Source organism: Spirillospora sp. NPDC048824 (genome assembly GCF_043198455.1).
Taxonomy (GTDB): Bacteria; Actinomycetota; Actinomycetes; order Streptosporangiales; family Streptosporangiaceae; genus Spirillospora.
The window spans coordinates 165,000-181,074 of record NZ_JBICUS010000002.1; the positions used below are offsets into that span (position 1 = coordinate 165,000).

Annotated in this window: 12 protein-coding genes; 7 read left to right on the forward strand and 5 right to left on the reverse strand. The window is 70.0% G+C overall.

Annotation, left to right across the window (positions count from 1 at the left end; all coding sequences use genetic code 11):
- Window positions 1-3: 3 nt before the first annotated feature.
- From ACGFIS_RS04285 to ACGFIS_RS04295, 3 genes are all read right to left on the reverse strand, one after another.
- Window positions 4-573: a TerD family protein gene (locus tag ACGFIS_RS04285; protein WP_392900726.1), complete on the reverse strand. Its 570-nt coding sequence runs from the start codon at window positions 571-573 to the stop codon at window positions 4-6.
- A gap of 226 nt (window positions 574-799) precedes the next feature.
- Entirely contained in the window at window positions 800-2,617 is a 1,818-nt protein-coding gene (locus ACGFIS_RS04290) for a rhamnogalacturonan lyase (protein WP_392900723.1), read from the reverse strand.
- 332 nt (window positions 2,618-2,949) lie between these two features.
- On the reverse strand, window positions 2,950-3,834 hold the full coding sequence (locus ACGFIS_RS04295; RefSeq protein ID WP_392900720.1) for an SDR family oxidoreductase: 885 nt from the start codon (window positions 3,832-3,834) through the stop codon (window positions 2,950-2,952).
- A 117-nt stretch (window positions 3,835-3,951) separates the two neighbouring features.
- Between ACGFIS_RS04295 and ACGFIS_RS04300 the strand changes: the two genes are divergently transcribed.
- Window positions 3,952-4,815: an SAM-dependent methyltransferase gene (locus ACGFIS_RS04300; protein WP_392969471.1), complete on the forward strand. Its 864-nt coding sequence runs from the start codon at window positions 3,952-3,954 to the stop codon at window positions 4,813-4,815.
- Between the two features lie 157 nt (window positions 4,816-4,972).
- Window positions 4,973-5,209, forward strand: a complete 237-nt coding sequence (locus tag ACGFIS_RS04305; RefSeq protein WP_392900714.1) for a hypothetical protein — start codon at window positions 4,973-4,975, stop codon at window positions 5,207-5,209.
- 34 nt (window positions 5,210-5,243) lie between these two features.
- Here ACGFIS_RS04305 and ACGFIS_RS04310 read toward each other — a convergent pair whose 3' ends face one another.
- Window positions 5,244-5,888: a nitroreductase family protein gene (locus tag ACGFIS_RS04310; RefSeq protein ID WP_392900711.1), complete on the reverse strand. Its 645-nt coding sequence runs from the start codon at window positions 5,886-5,888 to the stop codon at window positions 5,244-5,246.
- Window positions 5,889-5,958: 70 nt separating this feature from the next.
- Complete coding sequence (locus ACGFIS_RS04315; RefSeq protein WP_392900708.1) at window positions 5,959-6,762, reverse strand: SAM-dependent methyltransferase; 804 nt, start codon at window positions 6,760-6,762, stop codon at window positions 5,959-5,961.
- A 320-nt stretch (window positions 6,763-7,082) separates the two neighbouring features.
- On the opposite strand from ACGFIS_RS04315, the gene ACGFIS_RS04320 reads away from it, so the two are divergent.
- The 5 genes from ACGFIS_RS04320 (at window position 7,083) to ACGFIS_RS04340 (ending at window position 16,033) form a co-directional block, all read left to right on the forward strand.
- On the forward strand, window positions 7,083-10,250 hold the full coding sequence (locus tag ACGFIS_RS04320) for a glycosyl hydrolase 115 family protein (protein ID WP_392969474.1): 3,168 nt from the start codon (window positions 7,083-7,085) through the stop codon (window positions 10,248-10,250).
- Window positions 10,247-11,635, forward strand: a complete 1,389-nt coding sequence (locus tag ACGFIS_RS04325) for an endo-1,4-beta-xylanase (RefSeq protein ID WP_392969477.1) — start codon at window positions 10,247-10,249, stop codon at window positions 11,633-11,635. Before ACGFIS_RS04320 ends, ACGFIS_RS04325 begins: the two co-directional genes overlap by 4 nt.
- 149 nt (window positions 11,636-11,784) lie before the next feature.
- Window positions 11,785-13,590: a glycoside hydrolase family 15 protein gene (locus ACGFIS_RS04330; protein ID WP_392969480.1), complete on the forward strand. Its 1,806-nt coding sequence runs from the start codon at window positions 11,785-11,787 to the stop codon at window positions 13,588-13,590.
- A gap of 18 nt (window positions 13,591-13,608) precedes the next feature.
- Window positions 13,609-14,661 (forward strand): glucose 1-dehydrogenase, encoded by a 1,053-nt coding sequence (locus tag ACGFIS_RS04335; RefSeq protein WP_392900696.1) that lies wholly within the window; start codon window positions 13,609-13,611, stop codon window positions 14,659-14,661.
- Window positions 14,662-14,761: 100 nt separating this feature from the next.
- A complete protein-coding gene (locus ACGFIS_RS04340; protein WP_392969483.1) occupies window positions 14,762-16,033 on the forward strand; it encodes a cation:proton antiporter in 1,272 nt (423 codons plus the stop codon).
- Window positions 16,034-16,075: the final 42 nt, after the last annotated feature.

A 16,075-nucleotide genomic window follows, 5' to 3' on the forward strand; every position in this document is an offset into this window, starting at 1 on the left:
CGGTCAGGCGAGCCCGGCGATCGTCGGCAGCATGTCCTGGAACGTGCGGCCATGGCACGGCTCACCGATCGCGTTCATCTTCCATGCGTCGCCGTGCCGGTAGATCCGGGCCATCACCATGGCGGTGTGGGTGCCGCCACCGGTCAGCGTGTACCGGGCCATCTCACCGCCGTCCATCTCGTTGACCAGCCGGCAGAAGGCGTTCTCCACCTCGTTGAACGTCTGCCCGTTGAAGGAGCTGACCGTGAACACCAGCGAGGTGACGTGCACCGGAAGCCTGCTCAGATCGACGATCACCGACTCGTCGTCGCCGTCGCCGGCCCCGGTCAGGTTGTCGCCGGTGTGCCGGACGGAGCCGTCGTCGCTGACCAGCTTGCCGAAGTAGACCACGTCGGCGATGGCGCCGTCGGCGAAGAGCACGCAGGACGCGTCGAGGTCGATGTCCCGCTCCCGGGAACCGAAGAAGCCCTTCTTCTTCACCGCGTCCCAGCCGAGCCCCATCCGGACCATGCTCAGCACACCGCCGGGCTTCTCCAGCGAGATCCGCTGGCCCTTCACCATCGAGACGGTCACAGCCGTCGCCTCCTTGATCTCCCCTGTGCCGTGCCGCACCCCAAAAGCGCACCGGCCTGAAGGCACCCGGTCACCGAGAAGAGGCGGCCCGGGTGCGAGGAAAGCCTTGCAGCCGATCCGCCCGTTGTCACCCCATTCGCAACCGAACGACGCCGCCCCGGCGCACCCGGCGCCCCCGGCCCGCCCCGGCGGGATGTTTCGGAGGCCGGTTACCGCGTCCCCCTCGTCACCGTACGTAGATCCGCGGCTGCGGCGGGGTGGGCATGCCGTCTCCCAGGAAGAAGCTCGGGTGCGGCGGCTGGTTGTAGGCGGTGTTCTGCCAGGCCAGCGCGGTCCGGTACTGGGTGTCGTGCAGGAGCGTGTACAGCTTGCGGCCGGTAACCTGCCGGGCGGTGTGGATGCGGAGGCGGGTGTTGTCGGTGGTGGGCCAGACGACCTCCTCCCGCCAGTCGCCGAGCAGGTCTCCGCTCAGTGACGGGACCGCCTTGGTGCCGTTGTTGGAGTGCACGCCCGAGGCCGTCAGCAGCCGGGTGTCGCCGGACGGGCCGTACTTGTCGATGTGGGTGCCGTCCAGCAGCTCGCGGACCGGGTCGGCGTCCCACCACACCAGGAAGTTGGCGGAGGACGGCTTGCGGCCGGCGTTGTTGCCGGTGACGCTGCGCAGTTCGGGGACCGACGCCGACCAGAACTCGGATGCGATCCGCCCCGTCCAGATGTCGCCGGCGACACCGCGGCCGTTGTCGCAGCAGGCGGACGTGGACCACAGGATCCGCCCGTCGCGGGCGTCGATGTACAGCGAGGACGGCCGGTTCGAGGACTCGCTGACCTTGAAGTACTCCAGCCCCGGCCGGGCGGGGTCGAAGTCGCCGAGGTGCTGGGCGTCGCCGTGGCCGGTGCGGGTCGTCCACAGGCCGCGGCCGTCGTCGTCCACGGTCATGGCGCCGTAGACGATCTCGTCGCGGCCGTCCTGGTCGACGTCGCCGACCGACAGGCTGTGCGAGCCCTGGCCGTCGTAGCCGCGGCCGGTGTTGGTGGAGCTCTTGGTGTCGAACGTCCAGCGGCGGGTGAAGCGGCCGTCCCGCCAGTCCCATGCGGCGATCACGCTGCGGGTGTAGTAGCCGCGGGCCATGATCAGGCTGGGGCGGACGCCGTCCAGGTAGGCGGTGCCGGCCAGGAAGCGGTCCACGCGGTTGCCGTACGAGTCGCCCCAGTCCGAGACGTCGCCGCGCGGCGGCACGTAGTCGACGGTCTGGAGCGCGGCGCCGGTACGGCCGTCGAACATGGTGAGGTACTCGGGGCCGTCGAGGATGTACCCGCCGGAGTTGCGGTGGTCGGCGGCGGCGTCGCCGATGACGCGGCCGGTGCCGTCGACGGTGGCGTCGGCGGTCTTCATGGCGACCTCGGCCCGGCCGTCGCCGTCGTAGTCGTACACCTGGAACTGGGTGTAGTGCTGCCCCGCGCGGATGTTGCGGCCCAGGTCGACGCGCCACAGCCGCGTGCCGTTCAGCCGGTAGGCGTCGATGTGGACGTTGCTCGTGAAGCCGCTCTGTGAGTTGTCCTTGGAGTTGGACGGGTCCCACTTGAGGACGATCTCCAGCCGCCCGTCGCCGTCGAGGTCGCCCACGCTCGCGTCGTTGGCGCTGTAGCCGGAGCCGGGTGACTGGATCGGCACGTCCAGGTATCCGTCGCCGAACCGGAGGGACGGCTCGGAGGACTGCCCCTCGGTGCCGTTCACGATCGGGCGGACGGTGTAGGAGGCGCCGGCCTGGGCGCCCTCGTCCCAGTGGTTGGTCGAGCCGGTGACGGTCGCGATGCGGTCCGTCCCGCGGTAGAGGGCGAAGACGGTGCCGGGCGGGTCGGTGCCGAGCAGCCGCCACCCGATGTAGTTGCCGCCGCCGGACCGGACGCTGATCAGGCCGCGGTCGAGCCGTTCGGCCTGGCGGGCCGCGGCGGCCCGGTGCGCCTCCGCGGGCACGGTGGTGAGCGAGGCGAGCAGGGTCGTCAGGACGATGATCGAGAGTGGCCGGCGCAGTTCGGGAGCCATGCGCTGTCCCCTATTCGAGGTAGAAGGTGGCGTCTATGCGAGGTAGAAGGTGGCGTCGCCGCGGGCGGTTCTGGATGGCCGTGGAACGGCGCAGGATGATCCGGTCGTACTCCGGCACGGTCGCCGTGTAGTAGTAGCGGCCGTCGGTGTGCCTGACGATGTGGGGGTCGGCGCTCCCGGCCTCGCCTGGAAAGCGCTTTCATGGGGAAGGTTCGGTGCTCACGGTGTGCTCATTGAGGGGGCTTGCTTCCTACTCGATGCAGCGAATGTTTGCGCTAACAACCCGCTGCTGTCAATACCCCTGTCACATCGTTCATGACCGGAGGGGCGGGTCAGCCGCTCGTCCCGCCGGTGAGCAGGGCGCGGTGCCGTTCCATCAGATCGGTGATGGGGCGGGCGGGACGGCCGGTGAGGCGCTGGACGGTGTCGGTCAGCGGCTCCCCGAAGCCGGCGCGGAGGGACACGCCGAAGGAGACGATCATGCCGCGCACCTCGTCGGGCACGCCCGCCGCGCGGAGCTGCCCGTCGAACTCCGCGTCGTCCACGCTGAGGTAGCCGACCGGGCGGCCGGACACCTTGGCGGCGAGCGCGGTGATGTCGGCGAAGCTGAGCAGCTCGGGACCCGTGACGTCGTAGGTCCTGCCCTCGTGACCGGACGACGTCAGCACCGCGGCGGCGACGGCGGCGCAGTCGTCGCGGTGCACGAAGGCCCCCCGGGCGTGATCGGTGTTGTCCACCAGCATGCCGCGGGCGATCGCCGGCGGCAGGATCTGGGTGACCGGGGTCTCGGCGAACAGGCCGTTGCGCAGGTACGTCACGTCGAGCCCGGAGGCGTCCAGCAGCTCGTGGGTGCGCAGGTGGTCGGGGACGACCGTGGACGGGCAGGCCGGATCGACCATGATGTAGGAGGTGTACACGAGGTGCCGCACCCCGGCGGCCGCGGCCGCGTCGACGGCGTTGCGGTGCTGGGTGACGCGGTGGCCGAGTTCGTGCAGGCTGACCAGGTAGAGCCGGTCGGCGCCCTCGAACGCCGCGGGCAGCGTCTCCGGCCGGTCGTAGTCGCCGTGCCGTACGGCCACCCCGCGATCCGCGAACTCGGCGAGCGCTTCCACATTCCTGCTGACCAGGATGACGTCATCGGGAGAGACCTTTTCCAGCACGTATTCCGCGGTGCGGCGTGCGAGCTGCCCGGATGCACTGGCTATGGCGATTCTCATCACGGTCCCCGATCGGCCGATTACGGGAGGCGACGTTCTTCCGGGACTTCTCTCCGGCAATGCCCGTCACGTTAAACTACCGCCCTCTGCCGCCGACAGAGTGGGAGTGACCGGAACGTGCCGACCCCGCGAGAAGAGAGAGCGCCGCTCCCCGGGAGCCCGGCGGAGTCCACGGCCGCGCGTCCGCTCGTCGATGCCGCCCATCCCTCCTCCGCGCGGGTATATGACTATCTACTGGGCGGTAAGGACAACTTCGCCACCGACAGGACCGCCGCGGCCAGAATCGCGGAGGCATTTCCGTCCATTCGGGTCGGCGCTCAGGAGAACCGCAGATTCCTGCTCCGCGGCGTCCGCTACCTCGCCGCCGAGGCCGGGATCCGGCAATTCCTCGACGTCGGCACCGGCATTCCGACGTCACCGAACGTGCACGAGGTCGCGCAGGAGGTCACGCCCGGCGCACGGATCGCCTATGTCGACAACGACCCCATCGTGCTGGTGCACGCCCGCGCCCTGCTGGTCTCCGATCCCCTCGGGCAGGTGGGCTACCTGGACGCCGACATCCGCGAGCCCCGGTCGATCGTCGACAGCGACCTCGTCCGCAGGATCCTGGATTTCGACGAGCCCATCGCGCTGATCTTGAGCGCGATTCTGCATTTCATCCCCGACGAGCAGCGGCCCGCCGAGATCGTCCGGACCTTCGTCGACGCCCTGCCGCCGGGCAGCCATGTGCTCGCCAGCCACGTCACGGCCGAGCACGAGCCGGCGCTGCGGTCGGCGTCGGCCGGATACCGTGACGACGGCGTGCGCACCCAGCCCCGGACCGCCCGCGAGTTCGAACGGCTCGTCTTCACCGACCAGGCGCTCGAACTCGTCCGGCCCGGCGTGGTCCTGGTGTCGCAGTGGCGCCGCGATCCCGGCGAGCCGCCCGCCCCCACACCGGCCCAGGTCTCCGCCTACGGCGGCCTCGCCAAGCTCTCCTGACCGGCGCGTCCCCTGACCGGCGTGGCCCTAACGGGGGGTGGTGAGGAGCGCGGCGAGGGCGGCCGTGAACCGGTCGGGGTCGATGTCGGCGGGGGACGGCCGAAGAACTCGCGGGACAGGTGGTATCCGGTCAGCGCGGAGACCACGACCGCGAGGAGTGCGTGCGGGTCCTCATGGCCGGGCAGGGCCGGCAGGTCCGGTCAAGGCCACGCGCGAGCCCGGCTCGTCGTCGGCGCACCGGCTGCAGCTGACACCGGCCGGCGGCTCCGGGGCGGAGGTGCATTTCGCCCTCATCGTCGACACCACGGCCGGTTCACCGGTGACGCCCGCTCAGCTGGCCGCGGCCCGCGCCGAACTCTCCACCTGGGCGGCCGGCCGGTTCCCCGCCGGCTGACCCCCGGGAACGGCACGCCGAGCAGGCGGAGCCTTCAGCGCGCGTCGGTGAAGGGGGTGCCGTAGGTCTCGTCATAGACGATCTCGCCGGCGGGGGCGCGGGTCAGGCGGGTGGGGAATCCGTGCTCGGGGTAGCCGACCGCGATGTGGGCGGCGGTGAGGACGCCGTCCGGGATGCCCAGCAGTTCCTTGACCCGCGGCTCGGCGTGGACGAGGAGGGTGGTCAGGGCGCTGGCGACGCCCTGGTCGCGCAGCGCGAGGCAGAAGTTCTGCGCGGTGGGGTAGATGGAGCCGCCGCCGACGACGCTGAACCGGTCGAGCTCCAGGTCGGTGGGGTGCAGGCCGTCGATCTCGGCGCACAGGACGACGATGGCCGGGACCTCGTGCAGGTGCTCGGCGAAGTGGTCGGCGTCGGTGACGGCCTTCGGGAGGGCGCCGACGCCGATGTCTCCGGTGCCGATGCCGCCGAGGTAGGCCTTCCAGGGCGCGAGGTACCACTCGGCGAGCTGCCGCTTGCGGTCCTTGTCGCGGACGACGACCCAGCGGACGGGTTGGCGGTTGCCGCCCTGCGGGGCGAACCGCGCGGCCTCGAACGCCGACATCAGGACCTCGTCCGGTACCGGGTCGCTGCGGAAGTAGCGGCACGTTCCCGTTGTCTTCATGGCCTCGATGACGTCCATGTCACCTCTCCGGGGGTCAGGTCGGGTCGGGCTGCGGATCTGCGTTAGCGGGCGGGCGGGCCTGGCCGGCTCAGGGTTTCCGGCCCACGGCGCCATACATCCAGATGAGATCGAGGTCTGGGGTGACCGGGCCGTCGGGGCGCCACAGGGGCGTCTGGACGATGCCGGGCTCCAGCACGTCGAAGCCGTCGAAGACGCGCTCGATCTCGGCTTTGCGGCGCGGCACGGCGGGGGCCTTGGCGCGGTTGTAGGTGCTGGCGACCTGGGTCGCCTGGCCGGCGCGGAAGTCCTGCGTGGGGTGCGACACGGCCAGGTAGCCGCCGGCCGGCATCACGTCCCGCAGCGGGGCGACGATGTCATGCGGCTCACGGTCGGGGACGAACTGGAGCACCGAGACGAGCATGACCGCGAGCGGCTCGTCGAAGTCGATCAGCGAGCGGACCTGGTCGTCGGCGATGATCGCCCCGGGGTCGCGGACATCGGCCTGGACGACGGCCGTCCGGCCCAGCCGGTGGGATCTCAGCAGCGCCCGCGCGTGCACGAGGACGATCGGGTCGTTGTCCACGTAGACGACGCGTGTCTCGGGCGCGATCTCCTGGGCGACCTCGTGGACGTTGCGCTGGGTGGGGAGCCCGGCGCCGATGTCGAGGAACTGCCTGACCCCGGAGTCCACCAGGTGGCGGACGGCGCGGCGCAGGAAGGCGCGGTTCTCCTGCGCGATGGCGCGCAGTTCGGGCGCGGCCTCCAGGGACGCTTCGGCGGCCACGCGGTCGGCCTCGTAGTTGTCTTTTCCGCCCAGGTAGTAGTCGTACATCCGGGCGGGGTGAGCGACGTCCGCGTTGAGGTCAACGTGGGCCTGCTCGTCGTTGGTCACAGTCCGGGCCCTCTCGTGCGCTCGCCGACCCACCACCGCGAGAGATCGCGGCCACCTGCGACAGAGCCTAAGCGTTCAGATCTTGTAGCGAAATATGCGGACTTTGCCGTGCCCGGCACCGATGTGATCGCCCGTTCCTCCCTCGAAATGTTTCGAACGACGGGCCGCGACCGCAAGCGTCCAGATCAGAGCGCTTTGCCTCAGACAAGGGTGAAAGAGGTGGTTGACGAAAGAGGTTCCTGGGGTTACTTTCCTGTCGGCTCTCGAAATGTATCGAAATATTTCGAAGCCGCATTGCTCCCGCAGTGAGGAGACAGCCGATGGGCAGACCGCATCGGACATGGACGTTGCTCCTGGCCCTGATACCGACCGCCATCGCCTTCACCGCCCAGCCCGCCGCCGCGCTCCCCACCGCCCACGGAGGCCACGGCTGGGACAGGCCCGCCGACCCGTCCTCCTATATCTCGTTCCGGGACGGACGCGGATACTTCCCGCTCGTCGCCGGCGGAAAGGCCGCACCGCTGGTGGTCAGCGACGCCGACCACCCCGGCGTCGTACGGGCCGCCGGAGACCTGCGCGCCGACATCGAGCGGGTGACCGGCGAGCGCCCCGCGCTCTCCACCGGCGGCGACGTCCCGTCCGGACGGACCGCCGTCGTCATCGGCACGATCGGCGAGAGCCCGCTCATCGACCGGCTCATCGCCTCCGGGAAACTGGACGTGAAGGGCATCGCAGGCAAGTGGGAGACCACCCTCGAACAGGTGGTGGACCACCCCGTGCCGGGCGTACGCCGCGCGTTCGTCATCGCCGGCAGCGACCAGCGCGGCACCATCTACGGCGCCTACGACGTCTCCAGGAACATCGGAGTCTCCCCCTGGTACTTCTGGGACGACGTCCCGTCGCGGCACCGGGACGAGGTGTACGTGAAGCCGGGCCGCCACACCCAGGGCACACCGGCCGTGAAATACCGCGGCTTCTTCATCAACGACGAGAACCCCGCACTGAACCGGTGGGCGCCGAAGTTCTTCGGTGAGGGAAAGGCGCCCGGCCATCCCAACGGCTTCAACCACGAGTTCTACGCCAAGATCTTCGAGACGATGCTGCGGCTGAAGGCCAACTATCTGTGGCCGGCGGTCTGGGGACGGGCGTTCGCCGAGGACGACCCGCAGAACCACGCGACCGCGAAGAGGTACGGCGTCGTCATGGGGACGTCCCACGAGGCGCCGATGATGCGCGGCATCGAGGAGTGGAACCGGCACGCCGTCCCGGCGGAGCGCGACGAGGACGGGAACATCACCAAGCCGGGCCACGACCCGTACGGCGGGACGGGCGAGTGGAGTTTCCGCCGGAACTCCGAAGCCGTCAAGAAGTACTGGCGTGACGGCATCGAGCGGATGGTCGAGGACGACTTCGAGGGCGTCGTGACCATCGGCATGCGCGGCAACGGCGACGTCGGCCTGCCGGACGGCGACGGCATCGAACTGATGCAGAACATCATCGCCAATGAGCGCGACATTCTGGAGGAGGTCACCGGTAAGGAGGCGTCCGCCACCCCGCAGGTCTGGACCCTCTACAAGGAGGTGCAGCGGTACTGGGACCGGGGCATGCGCGTCCCCGATGACGTGACCGTCGTCTTCACCGACGACAACTGGGGGAACATGCGCAAGATGCCCGAGCGGGGGCTGCCGGAGCGCGCCGGCGGATACGGGCTCTACTACCACTTCGACTATGTGGGCGGCGGCCGCAACTACAAGTGGGTCGACACCGCGCAGCTCGGCAACACGTGGGAGCAGCTGCACCAGTCGTACCGGTACGGCATCCGGAACCTGTGGGTCGCGAACGTCGGCGACATGAAGTCGAATGAGCTGCCCTTGCAGTTCTTCCTCGACTACGCCTGGGACCCGGACCGCTGGCCGCTGCACAAGCTCGGCGAATGGGAACGGCTGTTCGCCGCGCAGAACTTCGGTTCCCGGCACGCGGACGAGATCGCCGAGGTGCTCAACGCCTACGGCGACCTCCAGGCGCTCCGCAAACCGGAACTGCTCAACCGCCGCATCACCGTCGACCCGGAGAAGGACCTGTCCACCGACCCGGCCGCGGTCGTCTACGACGACAAGGAAACGCCCTTCTACCTGAACCGGTACCGGGAGATGGACAGGGTCACCGCACGATGGCGGCGGCTCGCCGAGAAGGCCGAACGGATACGCCGGCGATTGCCGGAGGAATACCAGGACGCCTACTACCAGCTCGTCTACTACCGGGTGAAGGCGACGGCCAACCTGTACGAACTGCGTGAGGCCGAGTTCACGAACATCCTCTACGCGGAGCAGGGCCGGGCGGCCACCAACGACCAGGCCGAACTCGCCGAGGCCAGGTTCGACGAGGACCAGGCGATGTCGGACCACTACGACAACGGACTGGCCGGCGGTAAATGGAACGGCTTCCAGAGCCAGCCGAAGATCGGCTACGGGGACGTGGAGCGCTACGGCCCGAACGCGCCCTGGCAGCAGCCCGAGAAGGACTACATCGCCCTGCCGGACAAGATCTTCCCCGAGCTCAGGCGGATCGAGATACCGGACGGCTCCGAGATGGGCGTCGCCGTCGACGGCTCCGACAAGTGGTGGCCGAAGGAGGAGTCAGAGGCCGTCCTACCGGAATTCAGCCCGTACCAGTCGGCGCCCCGGCAGTACATCGAGGTGTTCAACCGAGGCTCCGATCCCTTCGACTACCGGATCTCGCCCGCCGAGCCGTGGGTGAAGGTCACCCGTGCGAGCGGCCGCGTCGACAAGCAGGTGCGGGCGACGGTGCGGGTCGACTGGCGGCAGGCGCCCAAGGGGACCAGCCGCGTGCCCATCGAAGTCTCCGGAGCCGACGGCCGCACCGTGACCGTCCAGGCCGTCGTCGACAACCCGGAATCGTTCAAGCCCCGCGGTTTCCTTGAGGCCGGCGGCTACGTCTCCATGGACGCCGACGGCTACACCCGCGCGACCCGCACGGGCGACGCCCACTGGAAACGCGTCCCGGGCGTCGGGCGGACGGGCGCCGGAATGGAGCCGTTCCCCGTCACCGCGCCCGGCCAGGAGCCCGGTGAGGGCCCGCGCCTCGAATACGACATGACGCTGACGACGACCGGACCGGTGAAGGTCTGGGCCTACCTGTCGCCGAGGAACAGCGTCCTGTCGGCCGGGGGCCTGAAGTACGCCGTCTCGATCGACGGCGACGAGCCGCAGGTCGTGAACATCACCGAGGCGACCGGCGCGAACGACACGACCATGAACAAGCAGTGGGAGAGGAACACCTCCGACAACGTCAACCGGACCGTCACCACGCACACCGTCACCGGACCGGGGACGCACACCCTGAAGTTCTGGATGGTCGACCCGACCGTCGTCCTGCAGAAGATCGTGGTCGACACCGGAGGACTCAGGACCTCCTATCTCGGGCCCCCCGAAAGCAGGCACCACCCCCAAGGAGGATCGAAACCATGAGAAGAGCACTCACCGCGGTGCTCGGAGCGGTCACACTGCTCCTGGCGATGCTGGTGGCCGGCGCGCTCCCCGCGTCGGCGGCTCCCACCACCCTGAAGGAGGCGGCCGCCGCCAAGGGCATCGTCTTCGGCACCGCCGCGGCTCAGAGCCACATGGGCGAGTCGGCGTACGTGAACACGCTCAACCGCGAGTTCAACCAGCTCACCCCCGAGAACGAGATGAAGTGGGAGACGACCGAGCCGTCCCGGAACTCGTTCAGCTACGGCGCGGCCGACCAGCTCGTCAGCCACGCCCGGTCGCAGGGCATGGCGGTGCGCGGGCACACCCTCGTCTGGCACAGCCAGCTCCCCGACTGGGTCGAAGGCATCTCCTCGCGCACCGAACTGCTCGACGTCATGAACAACCACATCTCGAACGTCGCGGGACACTTCCAGGGCGACATCGAGTACTGGGACGTCGTCAACGAAGCGTTCCAGGACGGGTCGGGCGCGCGGCGCGACACCGTCTTCCAGCGCGTCATCGGCGACGACTACATCGAGCAGGCCTTCCGGGCGGCCCGCCAGGCCGACCCCGGCGCCGAGCTCTGCTACAACGACTACAACATCGACGGCCGGAACGCGAAGAGCGACGCCGTCTACGCCATGGTCCAGGACTTCAAGGCCCGCGGCGTCCCGATCGACTGCGTCGGACTCCAGGCGCACCTGATCGTGGGCAGCCTCCCGGGTGACATCCAGGCCAACATCCAGCGCTTCGCGGACCTGGGCGTGAACGTCTACATCACGGAGCTGGACATCCGGATGCAGACCCCGCCGGACAGCTCCAAGCTCGCCCAGCAGGCCGCCGACTACCGCGCGGTGACCTCCGCGTGCCTGGCCGTGCCGCGCTGCAAGGGCATCACCGTCTGGGGCGTGACCGACAAGTACTCCTGGGTTCCGGACGTCTTCGAGGGCGAGGGCGCGGCGCTGCTCTTCGACGACGCCTACGCCAAGAAGCCGGCGTACGACGCGACGCTCGAAGCTCTGGGCGGCACCCCCGGTGACGGAGACGGCGACGGCGACGGAGATGGCGACGGGGACAACGACGGCACCGTCACCTGCACCTACACCCGCACCGCGCAGTGGAACAACGGGTTCAACGGCCAGGTCACCATCACCGCCGGCAGCGGCGCGGTCAGCTCGTGGACGGCCGTCCTGACCATGAACTCCGGCCAGGACCTGCAGGCGATCTGGAACGGCAGCCCGACGGAGAACGGCGACGTCATCACGGTGAAGCCGGTGGGCTGGAACTCCAGCCTGGCACCGGGGGCGTCCGCCTCGTTCGGGTTCACCGTGAGCGCCCCGGGCGGGAACGTGGCCGACCCCGCACTCACCTGCAGCACGCCCTGACCCCGACCCCACCCCCTGACAACCGGCACGGCGGCAGCTCCCAGGTCGCCGTGCCGGTGCCTTTCTGCGGGAAGCGCCGACCGGCGCTACATACATCCACTATCACGGGTACTTCGCAGGAGTCGGATGGGACGAGAGCGGGGTGCGCCTTGGCGTTGCGGATCGAGGACTACGGGCTGCTGGGGGACACGCAGACGGCGGCACTGGTGGGGCGGGACGGGTCGATCGACTGGCTGTGCCTGCCGAGCTTCGACTCCCCCGCGTGCTTCGCGTCCCTGCTGGACGACGAGAAGGCGGGGTTCTGGCGGCTCGCGCCCGCGGCGGGCGGGCTGTGCACGCGGCGCCGCTACCGGGACGACACGCTGATCCTGGAGTCGGAGTGGGAGACGCCGGAGGGCACCGTCCGGGTGATCGACTTCATGCCGCCGCGCGGGGAGGCGGCCGACCTCGTCCGGATCGTGGAGGGCGTCAGCGGGCGGGTCCCGATGCGCATGGCGCTGCGGCTGCGGTTCGACTACGGGCGGATCGTGCCATGGGTACGGCACCGCGAAGGGGAGCACAACGCGATCGCGGGCCCGGACGCCGTCTGGCTGAAGACGCCCGTCGAGCTGGAGGGGCGCGACCTGACCACGTACGGCGACTTCACCGTGGCGGCCGGCGACCGGGTCCCGTTCGTCCTGACGTACCAGCGGTCGCATGAGCGGCGTCCGCAGGCGGTCGAGGCCGAACGGGCGCTGGAGGAAACGGAGCTGTTCTGGTCGGAGTGGATGCGCGGCTACGACTACGACGGGCGGTGGGACGAGGCCGTCCGCCGGTCCCTGATCACGCTGAAGGCGCTCACCTACGCGCCCACGGGCGGCATCGTCGCCGCCGCGACCACGTCCCTGCCGGAGCAGCTCGGCGGGCCGCGCAACTGGGACTACCGGTTCTGCTGGCTGCGCGACGCGACGTTCACGCTGCAGGCCCTGCTCGGCACCGGGTTCGTCGCCGAGGCGAAGGCGTGGCGGGAGTGGCTGCTGCGCGCCGTCGCCGGCGACCCCGCCGAGCTGCAGATCATGTACGGCATCGACGGGACGCGCCGCCTCACCGAGTTCACCGTGGACTGGCTGGCCGGGTACGAGGGGTCGTCGCCGGTCCGGGTCGGCAACGCGGCGTCCGACCAGTTCCAGCTCGACACGTGGGGGGAGGTGCTGGACGGCCTGCATCTGGCGCGGGAGGCCGGCATCGGGGCGGACGAGAACGCCTGGGACATGCAGCTCGCCCTGATGGACTTCCTCGAAGGGCACTGGAGCGACCCCGACAACAGCCTGTGGGAGGTGCGGGGCGACCGGCGCCACTTCGTCCATTCCAAGGTGCTCGCGTGGACGGGCGTCGACCGGGCCGTCCAGGCGGTCGAGCGGTTCGGGCTGGACGGGCCCGTCGACACCTGGAGGGCGCTGCGCGAACGGATCCACGCCGACGTGTGCGAGCACGGCTACGACGCGGACCGCGGAACGTTCACCCAGTTCTACGGCTCCCGCGGCCTGGACGCGGCGCTGCTGCTCCTCCCGCAGGTCGGCTTCCTGCCGTGGAACGACCCGCGCGTCGTCGGGACGGTCGACGCGGTGCAGCGGGAGCTGTACAGCGACGGGTTCGTGCTGCGCTACGACACGGGCTCGGACGGCGGCGTCGACGGGCTGCCCGGAGACGAGGGCGCGTTCCTGGTGTGCACGTTCTGGCTCGCGGACGCCCTGCACGGCATCGGCCGGACCAAGCAGGCCACCGACCTGTTCGTCCGGCTGCTGGATCTGCGCAACGACCTGGGGCTGCTCAGCGAGGAGTACGACACGGCCGCGGGACGGCAGGTCGGCAACACCCCGCAGGCGTACTCCCATGTCGGGCTCGTCAACACCGCCCGGCATCTCAGCGGGACGCGCCCCGCCTGGCTGGAACGTGCTCAGGCATCACGCCCGTAGTCGTGGAAGGAGAGCGCCATGCGCGCCTTGACCGTCCTGCCGGGCAAGCCCGGCTCGCTCGCCGTCACGGACGCCCCCGACCCGGAGCCCGCCGAGCACGAGCTGCTCGTGGACGGGCTCGGCGTCGGGGTGTGCGGCACCGACAAGGAGATCGTCGCCGGCGAGTTCGGCTCCGCCCCGCCCGGCCGCGAGCGGCTGGTCATCGGGCATGAGTCGCTGGGCCGGGTGCGGCACGCCCCGTCCGGCAGCGGCTTCTCCCCCGGCGACCTCGTCGTCGGGGTCGTGCGGCGGCCGGACCCGGTGCCGTGCGGGGCGTGCGCGCACGGCGAGTTCGACATGTGCCGCAACGGCCGCTACACCGAGCGCGGCATCAAGGAACTCGACGGCTTCGCGAGCCGGGTGTGGACGGTGGAGGCGGACTACGCCGTCGCGCTCGATCCGCGGCTGGCGGAGGTGGGCGTGCTCATGGAGCCGGCCACGGTCGTCGCGAAGGCGTGGGACCAGATCGAGAAGGTCGGCGGGCGGGCCTGGTGGGAGCCGCGCAGGGCGCTGGTGACGGGCGCGGGCCCGATCGGGCTGCTGGCAGCGCTGCTGGGCGTGCAGCGCGGCCTGGACGTGCGCGTCCTCGACCAGGTCACCGACGGGCCGAAGCCGCGGCTGGTCGCCGATCTCGGCGCCGCCTACCATCACGACGGCCTGGAGAACGCCGTCGCCGGGTGGGTGCCGGACGTGGTCATCGAGGCGACCGGCGCGTCCGAGCTCGTGCTCGGGGCGGTGAGGTGCAACGCCGCCTACGGTGTCGTGTGCCTGACCGGGGTGTCGTCGGCCGGCCGCCACGTGGCCATGGACGCGGGCGGCCTCAACCGCGACATCGTCCTGGAGAACGACGCGATCATCGGGTCGGTCAACGCCGGCTTCGGCCACTACGAGGACGCGGCGCGGGCCCTGGCGCGGGCCGACCTGGACTGGCTCGGACGGCTGATCTCCCGCCGCGTTCCACTGGAGGACTTCGAGGACGCGTTCACGTCCAGGCCCGACGACGTCAAGGTCGTCATCACCCTGGACGAATGACCGATTTACATCTGTAGAGGCCGGGCCGTTAAGATTTCGGCCGGTGCGCCGGGAGCATTCGGTCCGCGGCACGTTCGCCGATCTGTGAAAGGGCCCGGTGATGACGAACCTCCTCCTGGTGTTCGCCGCTCTGCTGCTGCTGGCCGTGCTGGTGTCGAGCCTCGCGCACCGCACCGTCCTGTCGACCGCGGCGCTGTTCCTCATAGGCGGATTCCTGCTGGGCGACGGCGTCAGCGACGTCATCACGCTCAGCCCGGACGACGAGATCGTCAACACGCTGGCCGAGCTGGCGCTGTTCGCGGTGCTGTTCACCGACGGCATGCACGCGGGCTGGAAGGAAGTGCGGAGCGCCTGGCGGCTGCCGGGACGGGCACTGGCGGGGGGCCTGCCGCTCACACTGATCATCACGGCGGCTCTCGCGCACTACGTGGTGGGTCTCGGGTGGATCGAGTCGCTGCTGATCGGGGCGGTGCTCGCCCCGACCGACCCGGTGTTCGCGGCGGCGCTGATCGGCAACGAGAAGGTGCCGCCGCGGCTGCGCCGCCTGCTGAACGTGGAGTCCGGCGTCAACGACGGCCTCGCGCTTCCGTTCGTCATCGTGTTCCTGGCGATCGCCCAGGGTTCGGGCGATCTGCACATCGACGACCTGGCCCTCGAACTGGCTTTGGGGGTGGCCATCGGCGTGGTGATCCCGCTGGTCGCGCTCATGCTGGAACGCACCCGGCTGTTCGCGGTCGCACCGAAGTTCGAGCCGCTGAACGCCCTCGCGATCGGGCTGCTCGTGCTCGCGGTGGCGCAGGCCACGCACGGCAACCTCTACCTCGCCGCGTTCGCGGCCGGTGTGACGGTCGCGACGGTCGGCGACCACTACAAGGAGCAGTTCGAGGAGTTCGGCGAGTTGATCGCCGAGATGTTCAAGCTCGCGGCGCTCCTGGTGTTCGGCGCGCTGCTGTCCCCGGCGTTCCTCGGCGACGTCGGCTGGTCCGGCTGGGTGTTCGCGGTGCTGGCACTGGTCGTCGCGCGGCCGGTGGCGATCTGGGTGTCGTTCCTGCGGTCGAAGCTGACCGCCCGCGAGCAGGCCGCGGTGATGTGGTTCGGCCCCAAGGGGTTCGCCTCGGTCGTCTACGGGTTGATCGTCCTGAAATCGGGGATCTCGGCCGGCGACCAGATCTTCCACCTCGTCGCCGCGACGATCGCGCTGTCGATCTTGGCGCACTCGTCCACCGACGTCCTCGTGGCGCGCGGCTTCGACACCGAACGCGAGGTACCCGCGTGGTTCGATCATCCGGGTGACTCCGGCGGCGAGACGGACGACGGGCCGCCATCCGAACAATCCGAATCGTCCGAACCACCGAAATCGTCCGGGCGCTGAGCCGGCGGACGTCCCCGGCAAGAACGGACGTCGCACAAATCT